Raw genomic sequence first — 16,582 nt, forward strand, 5'->3', positions numbered from 1 at the left:
GACATGAACAAGACCAGAAGTCTGCTGCAAGCCGGTGTACTGGGCCTGTCCCTGCTGGCGACCAGCGTAATGGCTGCGGTATCCGCCGACGAGGCGGCCAAGCTGGGCAGCACCCTGACCCCGATGGGCGCCGAAAAGGCCGGTAACGCCGATGGCTCGATCGGCCCGTGGGAGCCGCTGTCGAAGACCGCGGGCAGTGTCGACGGCAAGGGCTTTTTGTCCGACCCGTATGGCAGTGACAAGCCGCTGTTCACCATCACCGCGCAGAACGCCGAGCAGTACAAGGACAAGCTTTCGCCAGGCCAGCTGGCCATGCTCAAGCGCTACCCGGATACCTTCAAGATCCCGGTATTCAAGACCCACCGCGGCTCGACCGTGCCGGCTGATGTGTTCGCCGCCATCAAGGAAAACGCCACCAAGACGACCCTGGTCGAAGGTGGCAACGGGCTGAACAACTTCCGCACGGCCGTGCCGTTCCCGATCCCAAAAAGCGGCCTGGAAGTGATCTGGAACCACATCACCCGCTACCGGGGTGGCAGCGTCAGCCGCCTGGTAACCCAGGCTACGCCGCAGCAGAACGGCTCGTTCAACCCCGTGTATTTCTCCGACCAGTTCGTGTTCCGCGACAAGATGAAGGATTACGATCCGAACAACCCGGGCAACATCCTGTTCTACTTCAAGCAGGAAGTGACCGCGCCTGCGCGCCTTGCCGGTACCGTGCTGCTGGTGCACGAAACCCTCGACCAGGTGAAGGAGCCGCGCAAGGCGTGGATCTACAACGCTGGCCAGCGTCGCGTGCGCCAGGCGCCGCAAGTGTCGTATGACGGCCCGGGCACTGCCGCGGACGGCCTGCGGACTTCGGACAACCTGGACATGTTCAACGGTGCGCCAGACCGCTACGACTGGAAGCTGGAAGGCAAGAAGGAGCTGTACATCGCCTCCAACGCCTTCAAGCTCGATGACCCCAAGCTGAAGTACACCGACATCATCAAGGCCGGGCACATCAACCAGGACCTGGCCCGCTACGAGCTGCGCCGTGTCTGGCATGTGGTCGCGACCCTCAAGCCGGGCCAGCGGCACATCTACGCCAAGCGTGACTTCTACATCGACGAGGACACCTGGCAGGCTGCAGTGATCGACCAGTACGACGGCCGCAACCAGCTGTGGCGCGTTTCCGAAGCCCATTCCCAGCCGTATTACAACAATGAGGTGCCGTGGTACACGCTGGAAACCATCTACGACCTTCAATCGGGGCGCTACCTGGCCCTGGGCATGAAGAACGAAGAAAAGCGTGCCTACGACTTCGGCTTCAGTGCCAGCAAGGCCGACTTCCAGCCTGCAGCGCTGCGCCAGTCGGGTATCCGGTAACCTGAAGTTTTCAACTCCGCGTGATCCCCAGAACGCCCCGGCTTGCCGGGGCGTTTCTATTTGCCTGTACGGGCCCTTTCGCGGGCACGCCCGCTCCCACAGGGATTGCTGCGCTTTCAAGGTCAGTGCAGTACCTGTGGGAGCGGGCATGCCCGCGAAGAGGCCGGAGCAGGCAATAAGTCTGCTGAATACCCACCCAACCCCCCGCCCCAGCCCTTGTCCATCAGCCATGTTGCTTTTTGTCGCAGTCTTTTCCACACCAATAGCGCCCATCATCTTCAAATGCGCTGCGTTACCGGCTAGTCTCGCAAGCATCCATAACGCCGTAGTCTTCCACCCAGAATGAGCCGGCCATGACAGACCTGTCCCGTACGCATGGATTCACCAGCCAGGCCCTGGGCCTGCTGGACGGGCGTTTCTTCCGGCCGCCGCTGCCGGACGGCCATGTGCCACGTCTACGGTTGTGCCAACGTCTGCGCGCCGGCCTCGGCGGCCGCTTGCTGTTGGTAAATGCGCCGGCCGGTTTCGGTAAAAGCTCCCTCGCCATCGAATTTTGCGAAGCGCTGCCTCAGCACTGGCGCAGCCTTTGGCTGGGCCTGAGCCAACGGGATGCCGACCCTGGCCGTTTCCTTGAGCGCTTGCTCGAAGGCCTGCAGCAGTACTGCCCGGCCCTGGGGGGCCAAGCGATGGGCTTGCTGAAAATGCGCCAGCGCCACCAGCCGTTCGCCTTCGAAGAGTGGCTCGACGGCCTGCTCGACGAGCTGGCGCTGTACCTGCAAGCCGATACGCCGGTGCTACTGGTGCTGGACGACTATCACCTCGCCCAGGGGCCGGTGCTTGACCGCTGCCTGCAGTTTTTCCTCAATCACTTGCCCGCTGGCCTGGTGCTGCTGGTCACCAGCCGCCAGCGCCCTGACTGGCATCTGGCGCGCCTGCGCCTTTCACGGCAACTGGTCGAACTTAACGAACAGGAGCTGCGCCTTACGGCAGATGAGTCGTTGGCAGTGATCGGTCGCCAGCCCACCGGCCTGCGTGGCCAGGCGCTGGACAACCTGATCCAGCGTAGCGATGGCTGGGTGGCCGGGTTGCGCTTCTGGCAACTGGCGGCCAGCGACAGCGCCGACGAGCAGGCCTTGCCCCAGGCATTGCATGGCGGCGAGGGCCTGATCCGCGACTACCTGCTTGAAGAAGTCATCGACATGCTGCCCGCCGATGTGCAGGCCTTCCTGTACGAAACGGCCAGTCAGGAGCGTTTCTGCGCGCAGCTTTGCGATGCCGTGCGGGGCCGCCACGACAGTGCCGCAGTGCTGCGCTTCCTGCAGGCGCACCAGGTGTTCCTGGTGCCGCTGGACGAGCATGGCCACTGGTTCCGCTACCACCACTTGTTTTCCGACCTGCTGCGCAGCCGCCAAGCCAGCGAACCGCTGGCCGGCCTGCACCTGCGGGCGTGCCGCTGGTTCGAAACCCAGGGCCTGCTGGACGAAGCGGTGGAGCAGGCGCTGCGTGCCGGCCACCTCGATGTTGCTGCCGACCTGGTGCAAAGCTTGTCCGAAGAGCAACTGCTGGCCGAACAGAACGTTGGCATGTTGCTGCGCTGGAAGATGGACCTCCCCGACAGCCTGCTGATCAGCACGCCCCGGTTGATCGTGCTGTACAGCTGGGCGTTGGGCCTGGCGTGCCAGCTGGACGCGGCCGAGGAACTGGCCGGCTACCTCAGCCGCTTTCTGCCCGCGCCTTCGGCGACCGCGCAAAAGTCGATGCTGGCCCAGTGGTTGGCGCTGAGTGGGGTCATAGCCCGTGGCCGTGGCGACCGCGAGCGCACCCTGGCCTATTGCGGTGAAGCGCTGCAGAGCCTACCGAGCAAGCGCTATGGCCAACGCCTGGTGTGCCTGTCGACGCTGTCCAACCTGGCCATCGCCGATGGTGATTTCTGGCGGGCCCGCGGCTGGAACCGGGAAGCCCTGGAGCTGGCCCAGCGAGTCGGCAACCCGTTGTTCGAGGCCTTGGCCCATTACGACCGGGCGCGTGTGCTGCACGCCCGTGGCGAAGTATTGCGGGCGCTGGACGAAGTGCGCCAAGGGCTGCAACGCCTGCAAGGGCTTTCGGCACAGCGGTTGTACGCCGTGCGCGCACGCCTGACGCTTTACGAAGGCTATCTGTTGGTTTCGCGCCTGCAACCGGCCCAGGGCCGTGCGCGGTTGCGCGCGGGGCTGGGCGAGGCGCGGGCCTGCCGGGACATCAGTGTGCTCATCGGCCATTGCGTGATCGCCACGCTCGATGGGCGGGAAGGGCACTTTGCCGAGGCCTTTGCCGAGCTGGCCGAGGCTGAGCGCCTGATGCATATCTGGGACGTCCCCCCGGTCTATTACCTGGCCATGATTACCCTGGTCAAATGCGAACTCTGGCTGGCCCAGGGGCGCACCGACCTGGCCGAGTCGTGGCTGCTGCGTCTGGGCCAGACCTATGGCGGTGAGCAGCCAGCGGCAGCACCGGAGTTCCACCCACTGTTGCCGTTGCACATTGCGCTGCAGCAGGCGCTGCTCGAGCGTATCCAGTTACGTGGCGACGACGCTGCACAACGCTTGGCAAGCCTGGTCGAGCGGGGGCAGGCCAATGGCGGCATGATGCTCACCGTCAGCGCCCTGTGCCAATGGGTCTCCCTGCTGCTGGACGAAGGCCGCGAAGGGCAGGCCGCGCAGTTGCTGCCAGGCTTGCTTGAGGCCGCACAGGGGGGCGTGCTGCAACCGTTCCAGCCGCTACTGGAAAAGCACCCGCTTTGGTTTCACGAGCAACTGCAGGCAGGTGCCACCTGCCCGGTACAGGCCGAACTGCTCAAGTGCCTGCCGCCGCTGCCAAGCGCCAGCACGGGCAGCGGTGAAGCGCTGAGCGGCCGCGAGCTGGCCGTGCTCGAACTGATTGCCCAGGGCTGTTCCAACCAGCAGATCAGTGAGCGGCTGTTCATTTCCCTGCACACGGTGAAGACCCACGCCAGCCACATCAACAGCAAGCTGGGGGTGGAGCGGCGTACCCAGGCGGTGGCCAAGGCGAAATCCCTGGGGCTGCTGGCCTGATACTGGCTCTGTATCACATTGCCCGCTAAAGTGATGGCCTGAGGCCATGGTTTGTGGCCGGCAATGCTCTACCCTCATCTTTCCCGACCAGCTGCCGATACAGCGATCGGTGGCATCGCCTCGCGCGATTTTTCAATCATTCCAAGGCAGGTCGTGTTGATGCTGCAGTACGGGCAAAAAAGCTTTCTGATCGTCGACGACTTTACCGACTTTCGCACGTCGACCCGTTCCATGCTGCGCGAGCTTGGCGTGCGCGACGTGGACACCGCTGACAGCGGCGAACAGGCGCTGCGCATGTGTGCGCAGAAACGCTATGACTTCATCCTGCAGGACTTCCACCTGGGCGATGGCAAGAAGAACGGCCAGCAGGTGCTCGAAGACCTGATCATCGACAAGCACATCAGCCATGAGTGCGTGTTCATCATGGTCACGGCCGAGAGCAGCCAGGCCATTGTCCTCAGCGCCATCGAGCACGAGCCTGATGCCTACCTGACCAAGCCGTTCAATCGGGTTGGCCTGGCCCAGCGCGTCGAGAAGCTGTTCCAGCGCAAGACGCTGCTCAAGCCGATCCTGCAGGCGCTGGACCGCAATCGCCCGGCCGAAGTGTTGGCGGCCTGTGCCGAGCTGTGCAAGAAGGACCCGCGCCTGGCCCCGCTGTGCCTGCGCTATCGGGCCGATGCCCTGCGCAACCTCAACCGCTTCGAAGAACTGGAAAAATTCCTCAAGGCCATCCTGGCCAGCCGTCCGCAACCTTGGGTGTACGCAGCGCTGGGCGCCCTGATGCACAAGCGTGGCCAGAATGCCCAGGCCCAGGGTGTGTACGAGCAGGCGCTCAAGGCGTTCCCGATCATGCCAGGCCTCTACGACGGCATGGCCGAGGTGCTGGTGGCGCAGGGCGATACCAAGCGGGCGCAAAACCTGCTTGAAGAAGCCGTGCGCCTGTCGCCGCTGTCGGTGCGCCGACAGTCCACGCTGGGCAAACTGGCGTTGGAAAACGAAGACTTCGAGAGCGCATCCAAAGCGTTCCGCCATGCGGTTAACCAAGGGCAGAGTTCGCGCTACAAGGATGCCGAAAACAACCTCGGCCTGGTGCAGGCGCTAATGAGCAAGAACGCAGGCTTTGGCCTCGACGCCCGCACCCGGGTCGAGATCAACACCACGCTCAGTGAGGTGGCCAAGGAAAACCCCGAAGACCAGGGCTTGCAGGTGCGTGCGCGGATGATGAAGGCCGCCAGCCTGCAGCAGGCTGGCGACCCGGAAACGGCCGCCAAACTGACTGAGCAGGCGATCCAGCGCCTGGACAAGATGAACCAGTTCTTCTCGGTCGATTCGGCCCTTACCGTTGCCGCGCAGTTGCAGGCAATGGGCCAGGAAGCCGCCGCCATCGGCGTGCTGAAAAGCTGTGTGGAAAGCTATGGCGATGACCCAAAGGTCATGGAGAAAGTGGGCAAGCTGACCGACGACCCCACTGTGCTCAACGCCATTACCGAAGCGGTCACCCTCAATCGCCAGGGTGTGCGCAGTTACCAGGGAGGGCAGCTTGGCGAGGCGTTGCAACTGTTCCGCAAGGCGCTGGGTATGCAGCCGAAGAACATCAGCATCGCCCTCAACACCGCCCAGGCGCTGCTGCGCATCGGCGGTGACAACCCCCAGCCTGCGATCATGCAGGAGTGCCAGGACGCCTTGACCAGCGTGGCCGGCATCCCTGCCAGCGACAATCGCTATGACCGTTACCGCAAACTGCACATCCGAGTGTTCGGCGCATGAATCTAGACAACCAGGGGCTGGATTTTTCCACGGTGATCGCCTCCACCGTGCACGACCTCAAAAGCTCTTTGTCCGCGTTGATCCAGTCCCACAACCAGTGGATGGAACGCTTGCCCGAAGAGCTGCGAGGCGGTGCCGAGCAGGGGATCATGGAGCACGAGTTTCGCCACCTCAACGGCATGCTGGTGCAACTGCTTGGGCTTTACAAACTGGGCATCAACCAGCTACCGGTGTGCCCGGACTACCATGAGCTGGACGACTTCATCGAGGCCCAGTTGGCAGCGCACCAGGAAGTGCTGAAACACAACGACATCCTCGCCACCTGGCGCATCGACACCGACAACCCGTTGGGTTTCTTCGACCGCGAACTGGTGGCCTCGGTGATCGCCAACGTCATTACCAACGCCACTCGCTTTGCCGGGCATGCCTTGCTGATCACCATCGAAGAAGCAGACAACCAGCTGGCGATCTGTGTAAACGATGATGGCCCGGGTTATCCAAAGCACATGCTCGAACGCCAGGAGGAGTACATCCAGGGCATCGACTCGACCAGCGGCAGTACCGGCCTGGGGCTGTATTTTGCGGCGCGGATTGCAGCGCTGCATGAAAGCGGCGGGGTGCGTGGGCGGATCGAGATTTCCAATGGTGGGGCGCTTGGGGGTGGGTTGTTCAGGTTGTTTTTGCCTTGATAACTGGCTGAGCTTGCGTTTCGTTTTTTTTTTTTGCAGTTGGAAGGTGGCTTCCGAAGGTGATGTAGGAGATTTCCTTCTTGAGGTTGCAGGGCTTTTGTCCGGTCCTGACAGGTGACAATGTAGATACGACGTTTCTACATTTCGCTTGCAATCGCTTGGAGGGTTTCTACTATGTATCTACCTTGGGAGATACTCATGCAGATCAAGATTCAGCAGTGGGGCAACAGCGCTGCCATCCGCTTGCCGGCGGCAGTGCTCAAACAGATGCGCCTCGGTGTCGGCTCCACCCTGAGCCTGGACACAGCGGGAGAAACGATGGTGCTCAAGCCCGTCCGATCTAAACCCCAATACACCCTTGAGGAATTGATGGCCCAGTGCGACCTGAACGCACCGGAGCCAGAGGACATGGCCGACTGGAATGCGATGCGCCCAGTGGGACGTGAAGTTTGAAGCGGGTGAAATTCGCCAGGGGCGATATCGTTCGCGTCAACCTCGACCCCACAGTGGGGCGAGAACAACAGGGTGAGGGGCGACCCGCACTGGTACTCACACCGGCGGCGTTCAATGCGTCAGGTCTGGCAGTGATCGTCCCGATCACCCAAGGTGGTGATTTTGCAAGACATGCGGGTTTCGCAGTGACGCTCAGCGGTGCTGGCACGCAGACTCAGGGGGTGATGCTCTGCAACCAGGTCCGCACAGTCGACCTTGAAGCACGCTTCGCCAAGCGCGTAGAGTCGGTGCCCGAAGTCGTCATCCTGGATGCACTGGCCCGAGTGCAAACCCTATTCGATTAACCGGTTCCCGTATTCACCATGCACAATCCATCGCCCGCGCTCATCCGCGAAACCTTCCCCGTAGGCCCCCTGCAATGCAACTGCACCCTGATCGGCGACCCCTTGACCAAAAAGGCCATCGTCGTCGACCCGGGCGGTGACCCGGACAAGATCCTGGCGCGCTTGCAGGCCCACGGCCTGACGCTGGTGAGCATCATCCACACCCACGCGCACTTCGATCACTTCCTGGCCTCGGGCAAACTGAAGGAGCTGACCGGCGCCACCCTGCACCTGCACAAGGACGACCAGGTGTTGTGGGACAACCTGGAGATGCAGTGCCAGATGTTCGGTGTTCCCTACACACCGGTACCGTCCCCCGACCGCTGGCTGGGCGATGACGAAGAGCTGGCCTGTGGCTGTGGTGTGGCGCTGCACACGCCAGGGCACACGCCGGGCTCGATGAGCTTCTGGTTCGCCGATGCCAAGCTGTTGATTGCCGGTGACACCCTGTTCCGCCGTGGCATTGGCCGCACGGATTTGTGGGGTGGTGACCAGCGTGCCATCGTGCGTTCCATCAAGGAGCGGCTGTACCGGCTGGACGAAGAGGCCATCGTGGTGACTGGCCATGGGCCCGATACCCGACTGGGCGATGAGATGCGTGAAAACCCCTTCGTCCGTGCCTGATGGCACATGAAGGCACTTTCATTGAATTTTTCATTGCCGATGCAATCCAAGGCTGGCATAGATCCGTTTGTGATCTGCCGCATTTATGAATTTCAGTAGGAGCTTGTCCATGTTCACCATGCGTCGTCTGATTATCGTCGCAACCGCCGCTGCCCTGATGACCGGCTGTGCCGGCCAGAACCCTTATGACAACCAGGGTCAGGCACAGGGCTCCACGGGGATGAGCAAGACCGCCAAATACGGCGGCCTGGGCGCGCTGGCCGGTGCCATCGCCGGTGCCGCCATCGACCACAACAACCGTGGCAAGGGTGCACTGATCGGCGCTGCTGCGGTGGGTGCTGCCGCTGCCGGTTACGGCTATTACGCCGACAAGCAGGAAGCCGAGCTGCGTGCGCAGATGGCCAACACCGGTGTGGAAGTTCAGCGCCAGGGTGACCAGATCAAGCTGATCATGCCGGGCAACATCACCTTCGCCACCGACTCGGCCAACATCGCCCCAAGCTTCTACTCGCCGCTGAACAATCTGGCTGGCTCGTTCAAGCAGTTCAACCAGAACACCATCGAAGTGGTCGGCTTCACCGACAGCACTGGCAGCCGTCAGCACAACATGGACCTGTCCCAGCGCCGTGCGCAGGCAGTCAGCACTTACCTGACCTCGCAGGGTGTGGATGCCTCGCGTATTTCGGTTCGTGGCATGGGCCCGGACCAGCCGATTGCCAGCAACGCCGACGCCAATGGCCGTGCACAGAACCGCCGTGTGGAAGTCAACCTGAAGCCGATTCCGGGTCAGCAGTATGACCAGCAGCAAGGCCAGGTTCAGCAGTATCCCTGATTGACCCCTGGGCCGCTGCGCGGCCCTTCGCGGGCTCGCCCGCTCCCACAGGATGCGCGTTCGGGGCAGAAGTTCGCTATCCCTGTGGGAGCGGGCAAGCCCGCGAAGGGCTGCAGAGCAGCCCCAGCTTCTAGCGCACCACGCTGGCCTGAATGGCAGTCAAGGCAATGGTATGCACGATATCGTCAACCTGAGCCCCGCGCGGCAGGTCGTTCACCGGCTTGCGCAACCCCTGTAGCATCGGCCCAAGGCTCACCCCATCTGCACTGCGCTGCACCGCCTTGTGCGTGGTGTTCCCAGTATTCAGGTCAGGGAACACAAAGACCGTGGCGCGCCCGGCCACCGGGCTATCCGGCGCCAGCTCCCGTGCAATCGCCGGGTTGGCCGCCGCGTCATACTGCAATGGCCCATCGATCAGCAACTGCTGCGCTGCACCCTGTGCCAGGCGCGTCGCTTCGCGCACTTTCCCCACTTCTTCATCACTGGCCGAATCGCTGGAATAGCTGATCATCGCCACCCGTGGCGCGATACCGAAGGCTTGCGCCGATTCAGCACTCTGCCGGGCGATTTCTGCCAACTCGGCAGCGCTGGGGTGCGGGTTCATCACGCAGTCGCCGTACACCAGCACCTGCTCGGGGAACAACATGAAGAACACCGACGACACCAGGCTAGAGCCCGGCGCGGTCTTGATCAGTTGCAGGGCAGGGCGGATGGTGTTGGCGGTGGAGTGCACCAGGCCCGAAACCAGGCCGTCCACTTCGTCCAGGGCAAGCATCATGGTGCCGACCACCACCGGGTCTTCCAGTTGCTGTTCGGCCATCGGTGCATTGAGGTTCTTGCTCTTGCGCAGCTCGACCATCGGCTCTACATAGCGCCCGCGAATCAGCTCGGGGTCGAGGATTTCCAGGCCTGGCGGCAAGGTTATGCCCTGAGCGCGGGCCACGGCGTCGACATCCTCGGGCTTGGCCAGCAGCACGCAGCGCGCAATGCCACGGGCCTGGCAGATGGCCGCAGCCTGTACAAGCAATGGCTCGGCGCCTTCCGGCAGGACGATACGCTTGTTGGCCTGCTGTGCCCGCTGGATCAACTGGTAACGGAACACCGCCGGCGACAGGCGCATTTCACGTGGGGTACCGCAGCGCTGGTGCAGCCAGGCCGCGTCGAGGTGGCTGGCGACAAAATCGGTAATGAACTCGGCGCGCTCGCGGTCGTCGACCGGGATTTCGCGGTTCAGCGAATTGAGCTGGTTGGCGGTGTCGTACGAGCCGGTGCCGACCGACAAGATTGGCAGGCCAGCCTGCAGCGCACCGCGGCACAAGCCAAGGATGCGCGCGTCGGGCTTGCTGTCACTGGTCAGCAGCAGCCCGGCGAGCGGCACGCCATTGATCGCCGCCAGGCTGACAGCAAGGATGATGTCGTCGCGATCGCCCGGGGTTACCACCAGGGTACCGGAGGTCAACAGCGGCACCGTGTTGGCCACGGTGCGTGCGCAAATGATGATCTTGCTCATGCGCCGTTGCTCATAGTCACCGGCGTTGAGCACTTGGGCACCCAGCAGCTCGGCCACGTCGCGGGTGCGCGGGGCATTCAACTCTGGCTGGTACGGAATGCAACCGAGCAGGCGGAAGTCGTTGCCGCGCAGCAGGGGCGAATGCTCGCGCAGGCGGGTGGCGAAGTCCGCCATGCTTTCGTCGGTGCGCACCTTGTTGAGGATGACCCCGAGCACTTTCGGGTCGCGTGGGCCGCCGAACAGCTGGGCTTGCAGCTCGACCCGGCCGGACAATTCGCTGAGCACTTCGTTTTCCGGTGCCGACACCAGGATCACCTCGGCGTCCAGGCTCTTGGCCAGGTGCAGGTTGACCCGCGCCGCATAGCTGGCGTGGCGCGTGGGCACCATGCCCTCGACCACCACCACGTCATTGCCAATGCAGGCTTGCTGGTAGAGGCGGATGATTTCTTCCAGCAGCTCGTCCAGCTGGCCGTCGCCGAGCATGCGCTCGACCTGGGCCAGGCTCAGGGGCACAGGGGGCTTGATGCCGTGGGTACGGGCTACCAGTTCGGTCGAGCGCTCGGGGCCGGTGTCACCCGGGTGGGGCTGGGCGATCGGCTTGAAGAAGCCGACCTTGAGGCCTGCGCGTTCAAGGGTGCGCACCAGGCCCAGGCTGATGGAGGTCAGGCCGACGCCAAAGTCGGTCGGCGCAATGAAAAATGTCTGCATGCGTGCTTCTCGAAATAAGCGGTGCAAGAAATTAACGGCCAAGGGTAGCGCTATCGGCCCCTTGTGCGCACCAGCCGCATGCGAAAGGCTGGCCGATGTGCTGCGCACGCTGGGCCGGGTCGAGCACCCAGGGGCGTGCCTGCCACGGCGGCTGGTGGCGCAGGTGCTGGGTATGGCCGCAGGACAGTTCGGCCACCCAGTGGCCTTCTTCGTCCTGATGGAAGCCGGTGATCCGACTGATGGGCCGTTGCTCGTCCGCAGTGCGTTCGCAATCGGGCGATGGCTTGGTTACACTTGTCCGCTCTACATACTTTTGCAAAAGGTCTTGCCCCATGCTGATCGCCGCCAACAAGGCAGTCTCCATCGACTATACCCTGACCAACGACGCCGGGGAGACCATCGACAGCTCCGCCGGTGGCGCGCCGCTGGTTTACCTGCACGGTGCCGGCAACATCATTCCGGGCCTGGAAAAAGCCCTGGAAGGCAAACAAGCCGGTGACGAGCTGAATGTTTCCATCGAGCCGGAAGACGCCTACGGCGAATACCTGGCCGAGCTGGTAAGCACCCTGAACCGCAGCATGTTCGAAGGCGTGGACGAGCTGGAAGTGGGCATGCAGTTCCACGCTTCGGCGCCGGACGGCCAGATGCAGATCGTCACCATCCGTGACCTCGACGGCGACGACGTCACCGTTGACGGCAACCACCCGCTGGCCGGCCAGCGCCTGACCTTCCAGGTCAAGGTTGTCAACGTGCGTGACGCCAGCGACGAAGAAATCGCTCACCGTCACATCCACGGCGAAGGTGGCCATCACCACTGATTTTCTGCGCTAAGCTCAGAAAGTCGCCAGGCGCTCGGGCAAGCCGATTTGCCTTCCTACGGGAGGGGGACGGTTTGGACGAGCGCCTTTTTAGTGGGCGGAATTCGCCTGCGCGGCAACCGGGAACCTGAGAGGGGATGTCATCATGAGTGCATTTCACGACCTGAAACTGGACGCGCTGAACGGCGGGGAACTGCCCCTCGCTCCGTTCAAGGGCCAAGTGGTGCTGGTGGTCAACGTTGCCTCCAAATGCGGTCTTACGCCGCAATACAAGGCCCTGGAAAACCTCTACCAGGTTTACAAGGAAAAGGGCTTCAACGTGCTGGGCCTGCCGTGCAACCAGTTTGCCGGGCAGGAGCCGGGCAGCGAAAAGGAAATCCAGGATTTTTGCAGCCTCAACTACGGCGTGAGCTTCCCGCTGGGAGGCAAGCTGGAAGTCAACGGGCCGCAGCGCCATTCGTTGTACCGCCTGCTGGCAGGTGAGGGGGCCGAGTTCCCCGGCGACATCACCTGGAACTTCGAGAAGTTTCTGGTCGGCAAGGATGGGCGGGTGCTGGCGCGCTTTTCGCCGCGCACGGCGCCGGATGATCCGACGGTGGTGCAGGCCATCGAGAAGGCACTGGCCTGAAGTTCCTGTGGGAGCTGGCATGCCCGCTCCCACAGGAACACGTAACCTTCAGGTTCGAGTTTTGAGTGCGATGGGGCCAGCATTTGTAGGTGAAGCAGCAACCTGACTGCGGGCTGCCTGCAAATGCCCCTCAAACTGCTCGACAATCGCCGGCCAGCCCTGGCGGCTGGCATGCTGCCGCGCATTCAGGCGCACCCGACGCAACGTTTCCTCTTCTTCCAGCAGCCAGCAAGCCGAGTCGATAAACGCGGCCTGGTCCCCCGGCATGGCCAGCGCACCGCTGTGGCCATGGCGAATATGCTGCGCAGCGGCCGCCTCATCGTAGGCAACTACCGCCAACCCCGAGGCCATGGCCTCAAGCACCACATTGCCAAACGTCTCGGTCAGGCTTGGGAACAGGAACAGGTCGCCACTGGCATAGTGCTCGGCCAGCACCTCACCGCGCTGGGCACCACAGAACACCGCATCCGGCAATTGCTGCTCAAGCGCGGCCCGCTGTGGGCCGTCACCGACAAAAACAAGGCGCAGGCGTTTCTGTGGATAAGTTTTCTGCAGTGCCTCAAGGCAAGGCCGTAGCAAGCCAAGGTTCTTTTCCGCTGCCAACCGGCCGACATGCAGCACGGCGATATCGTCCGGCCCAAGCCCCCAGCTTTCGCGCAGCGCTTCGCTGCGCCGGGCAGGGTTGAACAGGCAGGCATCGACACCCCGGGCCAGCAACTCCAGGCGCTCGAAACCACGGCGTTCAAGCTCCCGGCGCTGGCTGAGGCTAGGCACCAGGGTGATGGCCGTGCGCCGGTGGAACCAGCGCAGGTAGTGCGTGAGCATGCGTGCCAGCAGGCCCAGCCCGTACTGGCCGGAATACTGCGGAAAATTGGTATGGAAGCCGCTGACCACCGCCACCCCCAGGCGCCGGGCCGCACGGAGGGCGCTGAGCCCTAGCGGGCCTTCGGTAGCGATGTACAGCACATCCGGGCGTTGCCGGCGCCAGCGGCGCAGCAACTTGTGCATCGACACCTCGCCCCACTGCAAGCCCGGGTAGCCAGGCAGCGCCCAGCCGCGGCACAACATCAGGTTCGGGTCGTTGTGCGCTGGCCCTTCACCGGTCTGGCGCGGGCGCACTACCTCGACGTCGTGGCCGCGTTGGCGCAACCCTTCGCTGAGGCGGCCAAGGGTGTTGGCCACGCCGTTGATTTCAGGTGGAAAGGTTTCGCTGACCAGGGTAATGCGCAGGGCGGGTGTATTCATGACAAAAAGTTTCCGCCTACTCGGTTGCGCCTATGTGACCGCCATGTGACATGCAGATGACGCCTGACCACCGTCGCCTCGGGCTTTGAGAATATTTCCTTGCGCGTCTCTCAAGAAAGGCGCTTCGCCAGCCGATGCAGATGCATTCGACTAGGTGATGCGCTCCGGGAGAGCGGTGATGTTCAACAGCAAGCTCAAGCAAGAAATCCGGCAACTGCGCGAAGACCTGATGTCTGTGGAGCAGGTCAAGAGCAGTCTCGACAACGAGATGCTGGTACTTCAGCTCGACCCCCAAGGACGGATCGAGATGGTCAACGGCAACTTCGAGAGCGAGATGCTCTACCGTGCCGAACAATTGCTTGGACGCAACATCGAGGACATCGTCCCCGGCCATGTGAAGTCGCTGGACTTCTACCAGCGCATGAAAAGCGCGATCAGCCGCGGCGAGCACCTGAACGGCGCCTTCCGCCTGCTGCGTGGCAATGGCCAGGAAGCCTGGCTGCGCTCGATCCTGCAGCCGGTCAAGAACAGTGAAGGGCGCATCAAGTATTTCACCCTGCACTCCAGCGACCTCACCCGTACCATCGAGACCTCGCGCGAGCATGAAAGCCTGATCAAGGCACTGATGCGCTCCACCGCCGTGATCGAGTTCAACCTCGACGGCACCATCCTCACTGCCAATGACCGTTTCCTGGCTACCGTCGGCTACCGCCTTGAGCAGATTCGCGGCAAGCACCACCGCATGTTCTGTGAGCCAGAGGAGGCCAATTCGGCCGGCTACCAGGCGTTCTGGGACAAGCTGCGCCGTGGGGAATACATTGCTGAACGCTTCAAGCGCATCGATGCCCATGGCCGGGTGATCTGGCTGGAGGCCTCGTACAACCCTATCTTTGACGCCCACGACGTGCTGTACAAAGTGGTCAAGTTCGCCACTGTGATTACCGACCAGGTCAACCAGGAGATGGCAGTGGCGGAGGCGGCAGATGTTGCCTACAACACTTCGCTGGGTACCGATGTCAGCGCCCAGAAGGCTACTGATGTGGTTACCCAGACTGTCAGCGTGATGCGCGGCCTGGAAGCTTCGATGCAGGAGGCGGCCGAGGGCATCCAGGCGCTGGATACCCAATCGCGGGTGATCGGCTCGATCATCAAGACCATCAGCGACATTGCCGGGCAGACCAACCTGCTGGCGCTGAACGCGGCCATCGAAGCGGCCCGCGCGGGCGAACAGGGGCGTGGCTTTGCCGTGGTTGCCGACGAAGTGCGCCAACTGGCGTCGCGCACCAGCACCGCCACCGAGGAAATCGCCCGGGTGGTGAAGCAGAACGAGCAACTGGCGCAGGCGGCGGTTGAGATCATCGATACCAGCAAACGCCAGGCGGAGCAGGGGCTGGCGCTGGCTGACGAGACCGGTAACGTGATTGTCGAGATCCAGGACGGGGCCAAGCGGGTGGTGGATGTGGTGGGGCAGTTTTCCAGCCGGTTGGGGCAGTGAAGTTCAGCGATAGGGCCGTGACACGGCCCTTGTGGGACTAACTGTCCTGCTCAAAATCTAAAAGTTGAAGCCATACCTGTGGGAGCGGGCTTGCCCGCGAACACGGGCGAAGCCCGTGCCATCCACCGCGGAGCCTGCTTCGCGGGCATGCCCGCTCCCACAGGGACCGCGCCAGCATGCAGAAACTAGTCGCGTTCCCGCACCCAGAACAACGTAGCCCCGGCCACCGCTGCCGGCATCATCAGCACGTTTACCCCCGGAATCATCAACGCCAGGTAGGTAATGCCGCCAAAGCCCAGCGATTGCCAGCGCTTCTGCCGCAGCCAGGCGAGCATGTTCTGCCAGCTCATCTTGTTGTTGTCCGCCGGGTAGTCGATGTACTGGATGGCCATCATCCACACCCCGAACATCAGCCACAGCGGCGCGGCCACCACATTGACCACCGGGATCAGCGACAGGATGAACAGGCCAATTGCACGCGGCAGGAAGTAGCCCAGCTTGCGCATCTCGCGGCTGAAGGTGCGTGGCACCATGGCCACCAGCTCGCCCCAGCTGAACGCCGGAAAGGTGTCTTCACCACGCACCACCACCTCGACCTTTTCCGCCAGAAAGCCGTTGAACGGCGCGGCGATGATGTTGGCCACCAGGGTGAAGGTGAAGAACACCATCAGCAGCAGCAAGGCCACGAACAGCGGCCAGAGAATGTAGCTGAGGAAGCTCAACCAGTTCGGCAGCGTCGGCATCAGTGCATCCAGCCACAGGCCGAACTGGTGGCCGGCGAAGTAGACAAGGCCACCGAACAGCAGCAGGTTGACCGCCAGCGGCAGCAGCACGAACAACCGCAGGTTGGGGCTCAGCACCAGTTTCAGGCCTTCGCGCAGGTATTGGGGGCCAGAGAGGACAGGGGCTTGCATCGGGAGACTCCGCAGAGAAGGAAAACGCGCTGACCTTACCGAGTTTGCCGCGCCGACGAAAGGCGGGTAGCGGGCGG

14 protein-coding genes and 2 pseudogenes are annotated in these 16,582 nt (G+C 62.9%); 12 read left to right on the plus strand and 4 right to left on the minus strand.

What is annotated here, in order from left to right; translation table 11 throughout:
- Positions 1-3 precede the first annotated feature (3 nt).
- The 8 genes from ACFY9W_RS00295 to ACFY9W_RS00330 all read left to right on the plus strand — a co-directional run bounded on the left by ACFY9W_RS00295 (position 4) and on the right by ACFY9W_RS00330 (position 9,187).
- Positions 4-1,368: a DUF1329 domain-containing protein gene (locus ACFY9W_RS00295; RefSeq protein ID WP_391124211.1), complete on the plus strand. Its 1,365-nt coding sequence runs from the start codon at positions 4-6 to the stop codon at positions 1,366-1,368.
- A gap of 353 nt (positions 1,369-1,721) precedes the next feature.
- Positions 1,722-4,439 (plus strand): LuxR C-terminal-related transcriptional regulator, encoded by a 2,718-nt coding sequence (locus tag ACFY9W_RS00300; protein ID WP_391124214.1) that lies wholly within the window; start codon positions 1,722-1,724, stop codon positions 4,437-4,439.
- Positions 4,440-4,598: 159 nt separating this feature from the next.
- Positions 4,599-6,206 (plus strand): response regulator, encoded by a 1,608-nt coding sequence (locus tag ACFY9W_RS00305; RefSeq protein ID WP_391124217.1) that lies wholly within the window; start codon positions 4,599-4,601, stop codon positions 6,204-6,206.
- Positions 6,203-6,895, plus strand: a complete 693-nt coding sequence (locus tag ACFY9W_RS00310; protein ID WP_391124220.1) for an ATP-binding protein — start codon at positions 6,203-6,205, stop codon at positions 6,893-6,895. The genes ACFY9W_RS00305 and ACFY9W_RS00310 overlap by 4 nt, the downstream gene beginning before the upstream one ends.
- A 174-nt stretch (positions 6,896-7,069) precedes the next feature.
- Positions 7,070-7,348, plus strand: a complete 279-nt coding sequence (locus ACFY9W_RS00315) for an AbrB/MazE/SpoVT family DNA-binding domain-containing protein (protein WP_391124223.1) — start codon at positions 7,070-7,072, stop codon at positions 7,346-7,348.
- Complete coding sequence (locus tag ACFY9W_RS00320) at positions 7,345-7,692, plus strand: type II toxin-antitoxin system ChpB family toxin (RefSeq protein ID WP_019472461.1); 348 nt, start codon at positions 7,345-7,347, stop codon at positions 7,690-7,692. The genes ACFY9W_RS00315 and ACFY9W_RS00320 overlap by 4 nt, the downstream gene beginning before the upstream one ends.
- Before the next feature lie 18 nt (positions 7,693-7,710).
- On the plus strand, positions 7,711-8,355 hold the full coding sequence (locus ACFY9W_RS00325) for an MBL fold metallo-hydrolase (RefSeq protein ID WP_391124226.1): 645 nt from the start codon (positions 7,711-7,713) through the stop codon (positions 8,353-8,355).
- 109 nt (positions 8,356-8,464) lie between these two features.
- The gene (locus ACFY9W_RS00330) at positions 8,465-9,187 is read left to right on the plus strand and encodes an OmpA family protein (protein WP_016501466.1); all 723 of its coding nucleotides are present in this window, start codon (positions 8,465-8,467) and stop codon (positions 9,185-9,187) included.
- 130 nt (positions 9,188-9,317) lie between these two features.
- On the opposite strand, the gene pta is transcribed toward ACFY9W_RS00330, so the two are convergent.
- Positions 9,318-11,405, minus strand: a complete 2,088-nt coding sequence (pta, locus tag ACFY9W_RS00335) for a phosphate acetyltransferase (protein ID WP_391124230.1) — start codon at positions 11,403-11,405, stop codon at positions 9,318-9,320.
- A gap of 31 nt (positions 11,406-11,436) precedes the next feature.
- Positions 11,437-11,739, minus strand: a complete 303-nt coding sequence (locus ACFY9W_RS00340; RefSeq protein WP_391124233.1) for a DUF3565 domain-containing protein — start codon at positions 11,737-11,739, stop codon at positions 11,437-11,439.
- On the opposite strand from ACFY9W_RS00340, the gene ACFY9W_RS00345 reads away from it, so the two are divergent.
- Together ACFY9W_RS00345 and ACFY9W_RS00350 are read left to right on the plus strand one after the other, a co-directional pair.
- Entirely contained in the window at positions 11,738-12,223 is a 486-nt protein-coding gene (locus tag ACFY9W_RS00345; RefSeq protein ID WP_391124236.1) for an FKBP-type peptidyl-prolyl cis-trans isomerase, read from the plus strand. The genes ACFY9W_RS00340 and ACFY9W_RS00345 overlap by 2 nt on opposite strands.
- A gap of 145 nt (positions 12,224-12,368) precedes the next feature.
- Positions 12,369-12,851, plus strand: coding sequence for a glutathione peroxidase (locus ACFY9W_RS00350; protein ID WP_391124239.1), 483 nt, complete (start codon positions 12,369-12,371; stop codon positions 12,849-12,851).
- A gap of 48 nt (positions 12,852-12,899) precedes the next feature.
- On the opposite strand, the gene ACFY9W_RS00355 is transcribed toward ACFY9W_RS00350, so the two are convergent.
- Positions 12,900-14,096: a glycosyltransferase gene (locus tag ACFY9W_RS00355; RefSeq protein WP_391124242.1), complete on the minus strand. Its 1,197-nt coding sequence runs from the start codon at positions 14,094-14,096 to the stop codon at positions 12,900-12,902.
- A 307-nt stretch (positions 14,097-14,403) separates the two neighbouring features.
- Here ACFY9W_RS00355 and ACFY9W_RS00360 point away from each other — a divergent pair.
- Both ACFY9W_RS00360 and ACFY9W_RS00365 read left to right on the plus strand, forming a co-directional pair.
- A pseudogene (locus ACFY9W_RS00360) lies at positions 14,404-14,997 on the plus strand (PAS domain-containing protein); the annotation flags it as partial.
- Positions 14,998-15,174: 177 nt separating this feature from the next.
- Positions 15,175-15,591 (plus strand): annotated as a pseudogene (locus ACFY9W_RS00365) (methyl-accepting chemotaxis protein); the annotation flags it as partial.
- Between the two features lie 185 nt (positions 15,592-15,776).
- Here ACFY9W_RS00365 and cysZ read toward each other — a convergent pair.
- Positions 15,777-16,505 carry a sulfate transporter CysZ gene (cysZ, locus tag ACFY9W_RS00370; RefSeq protein WP_391124245.1) on the minus strand — a complete coding sequence of 243 codons (729 nt, stop codon included), beginning with the start codon at positions 16,503-16,505 and terminating at the stop codon, positions 15,777-15,779.
- Positions 16,506-16,582 lie beyond the last annotated feature (77 nt).

The sequence above is a fragment of the Pseudomonas sp. NPDC008258 genome, from assembly GCF_042956345.1.
Taxonomy (GTDB): Bacteria; Pseudomonadota; Gammaproteobacteria; order Pseudomonadales; family Pseudomonadaceae; genus Aquipseudomonas.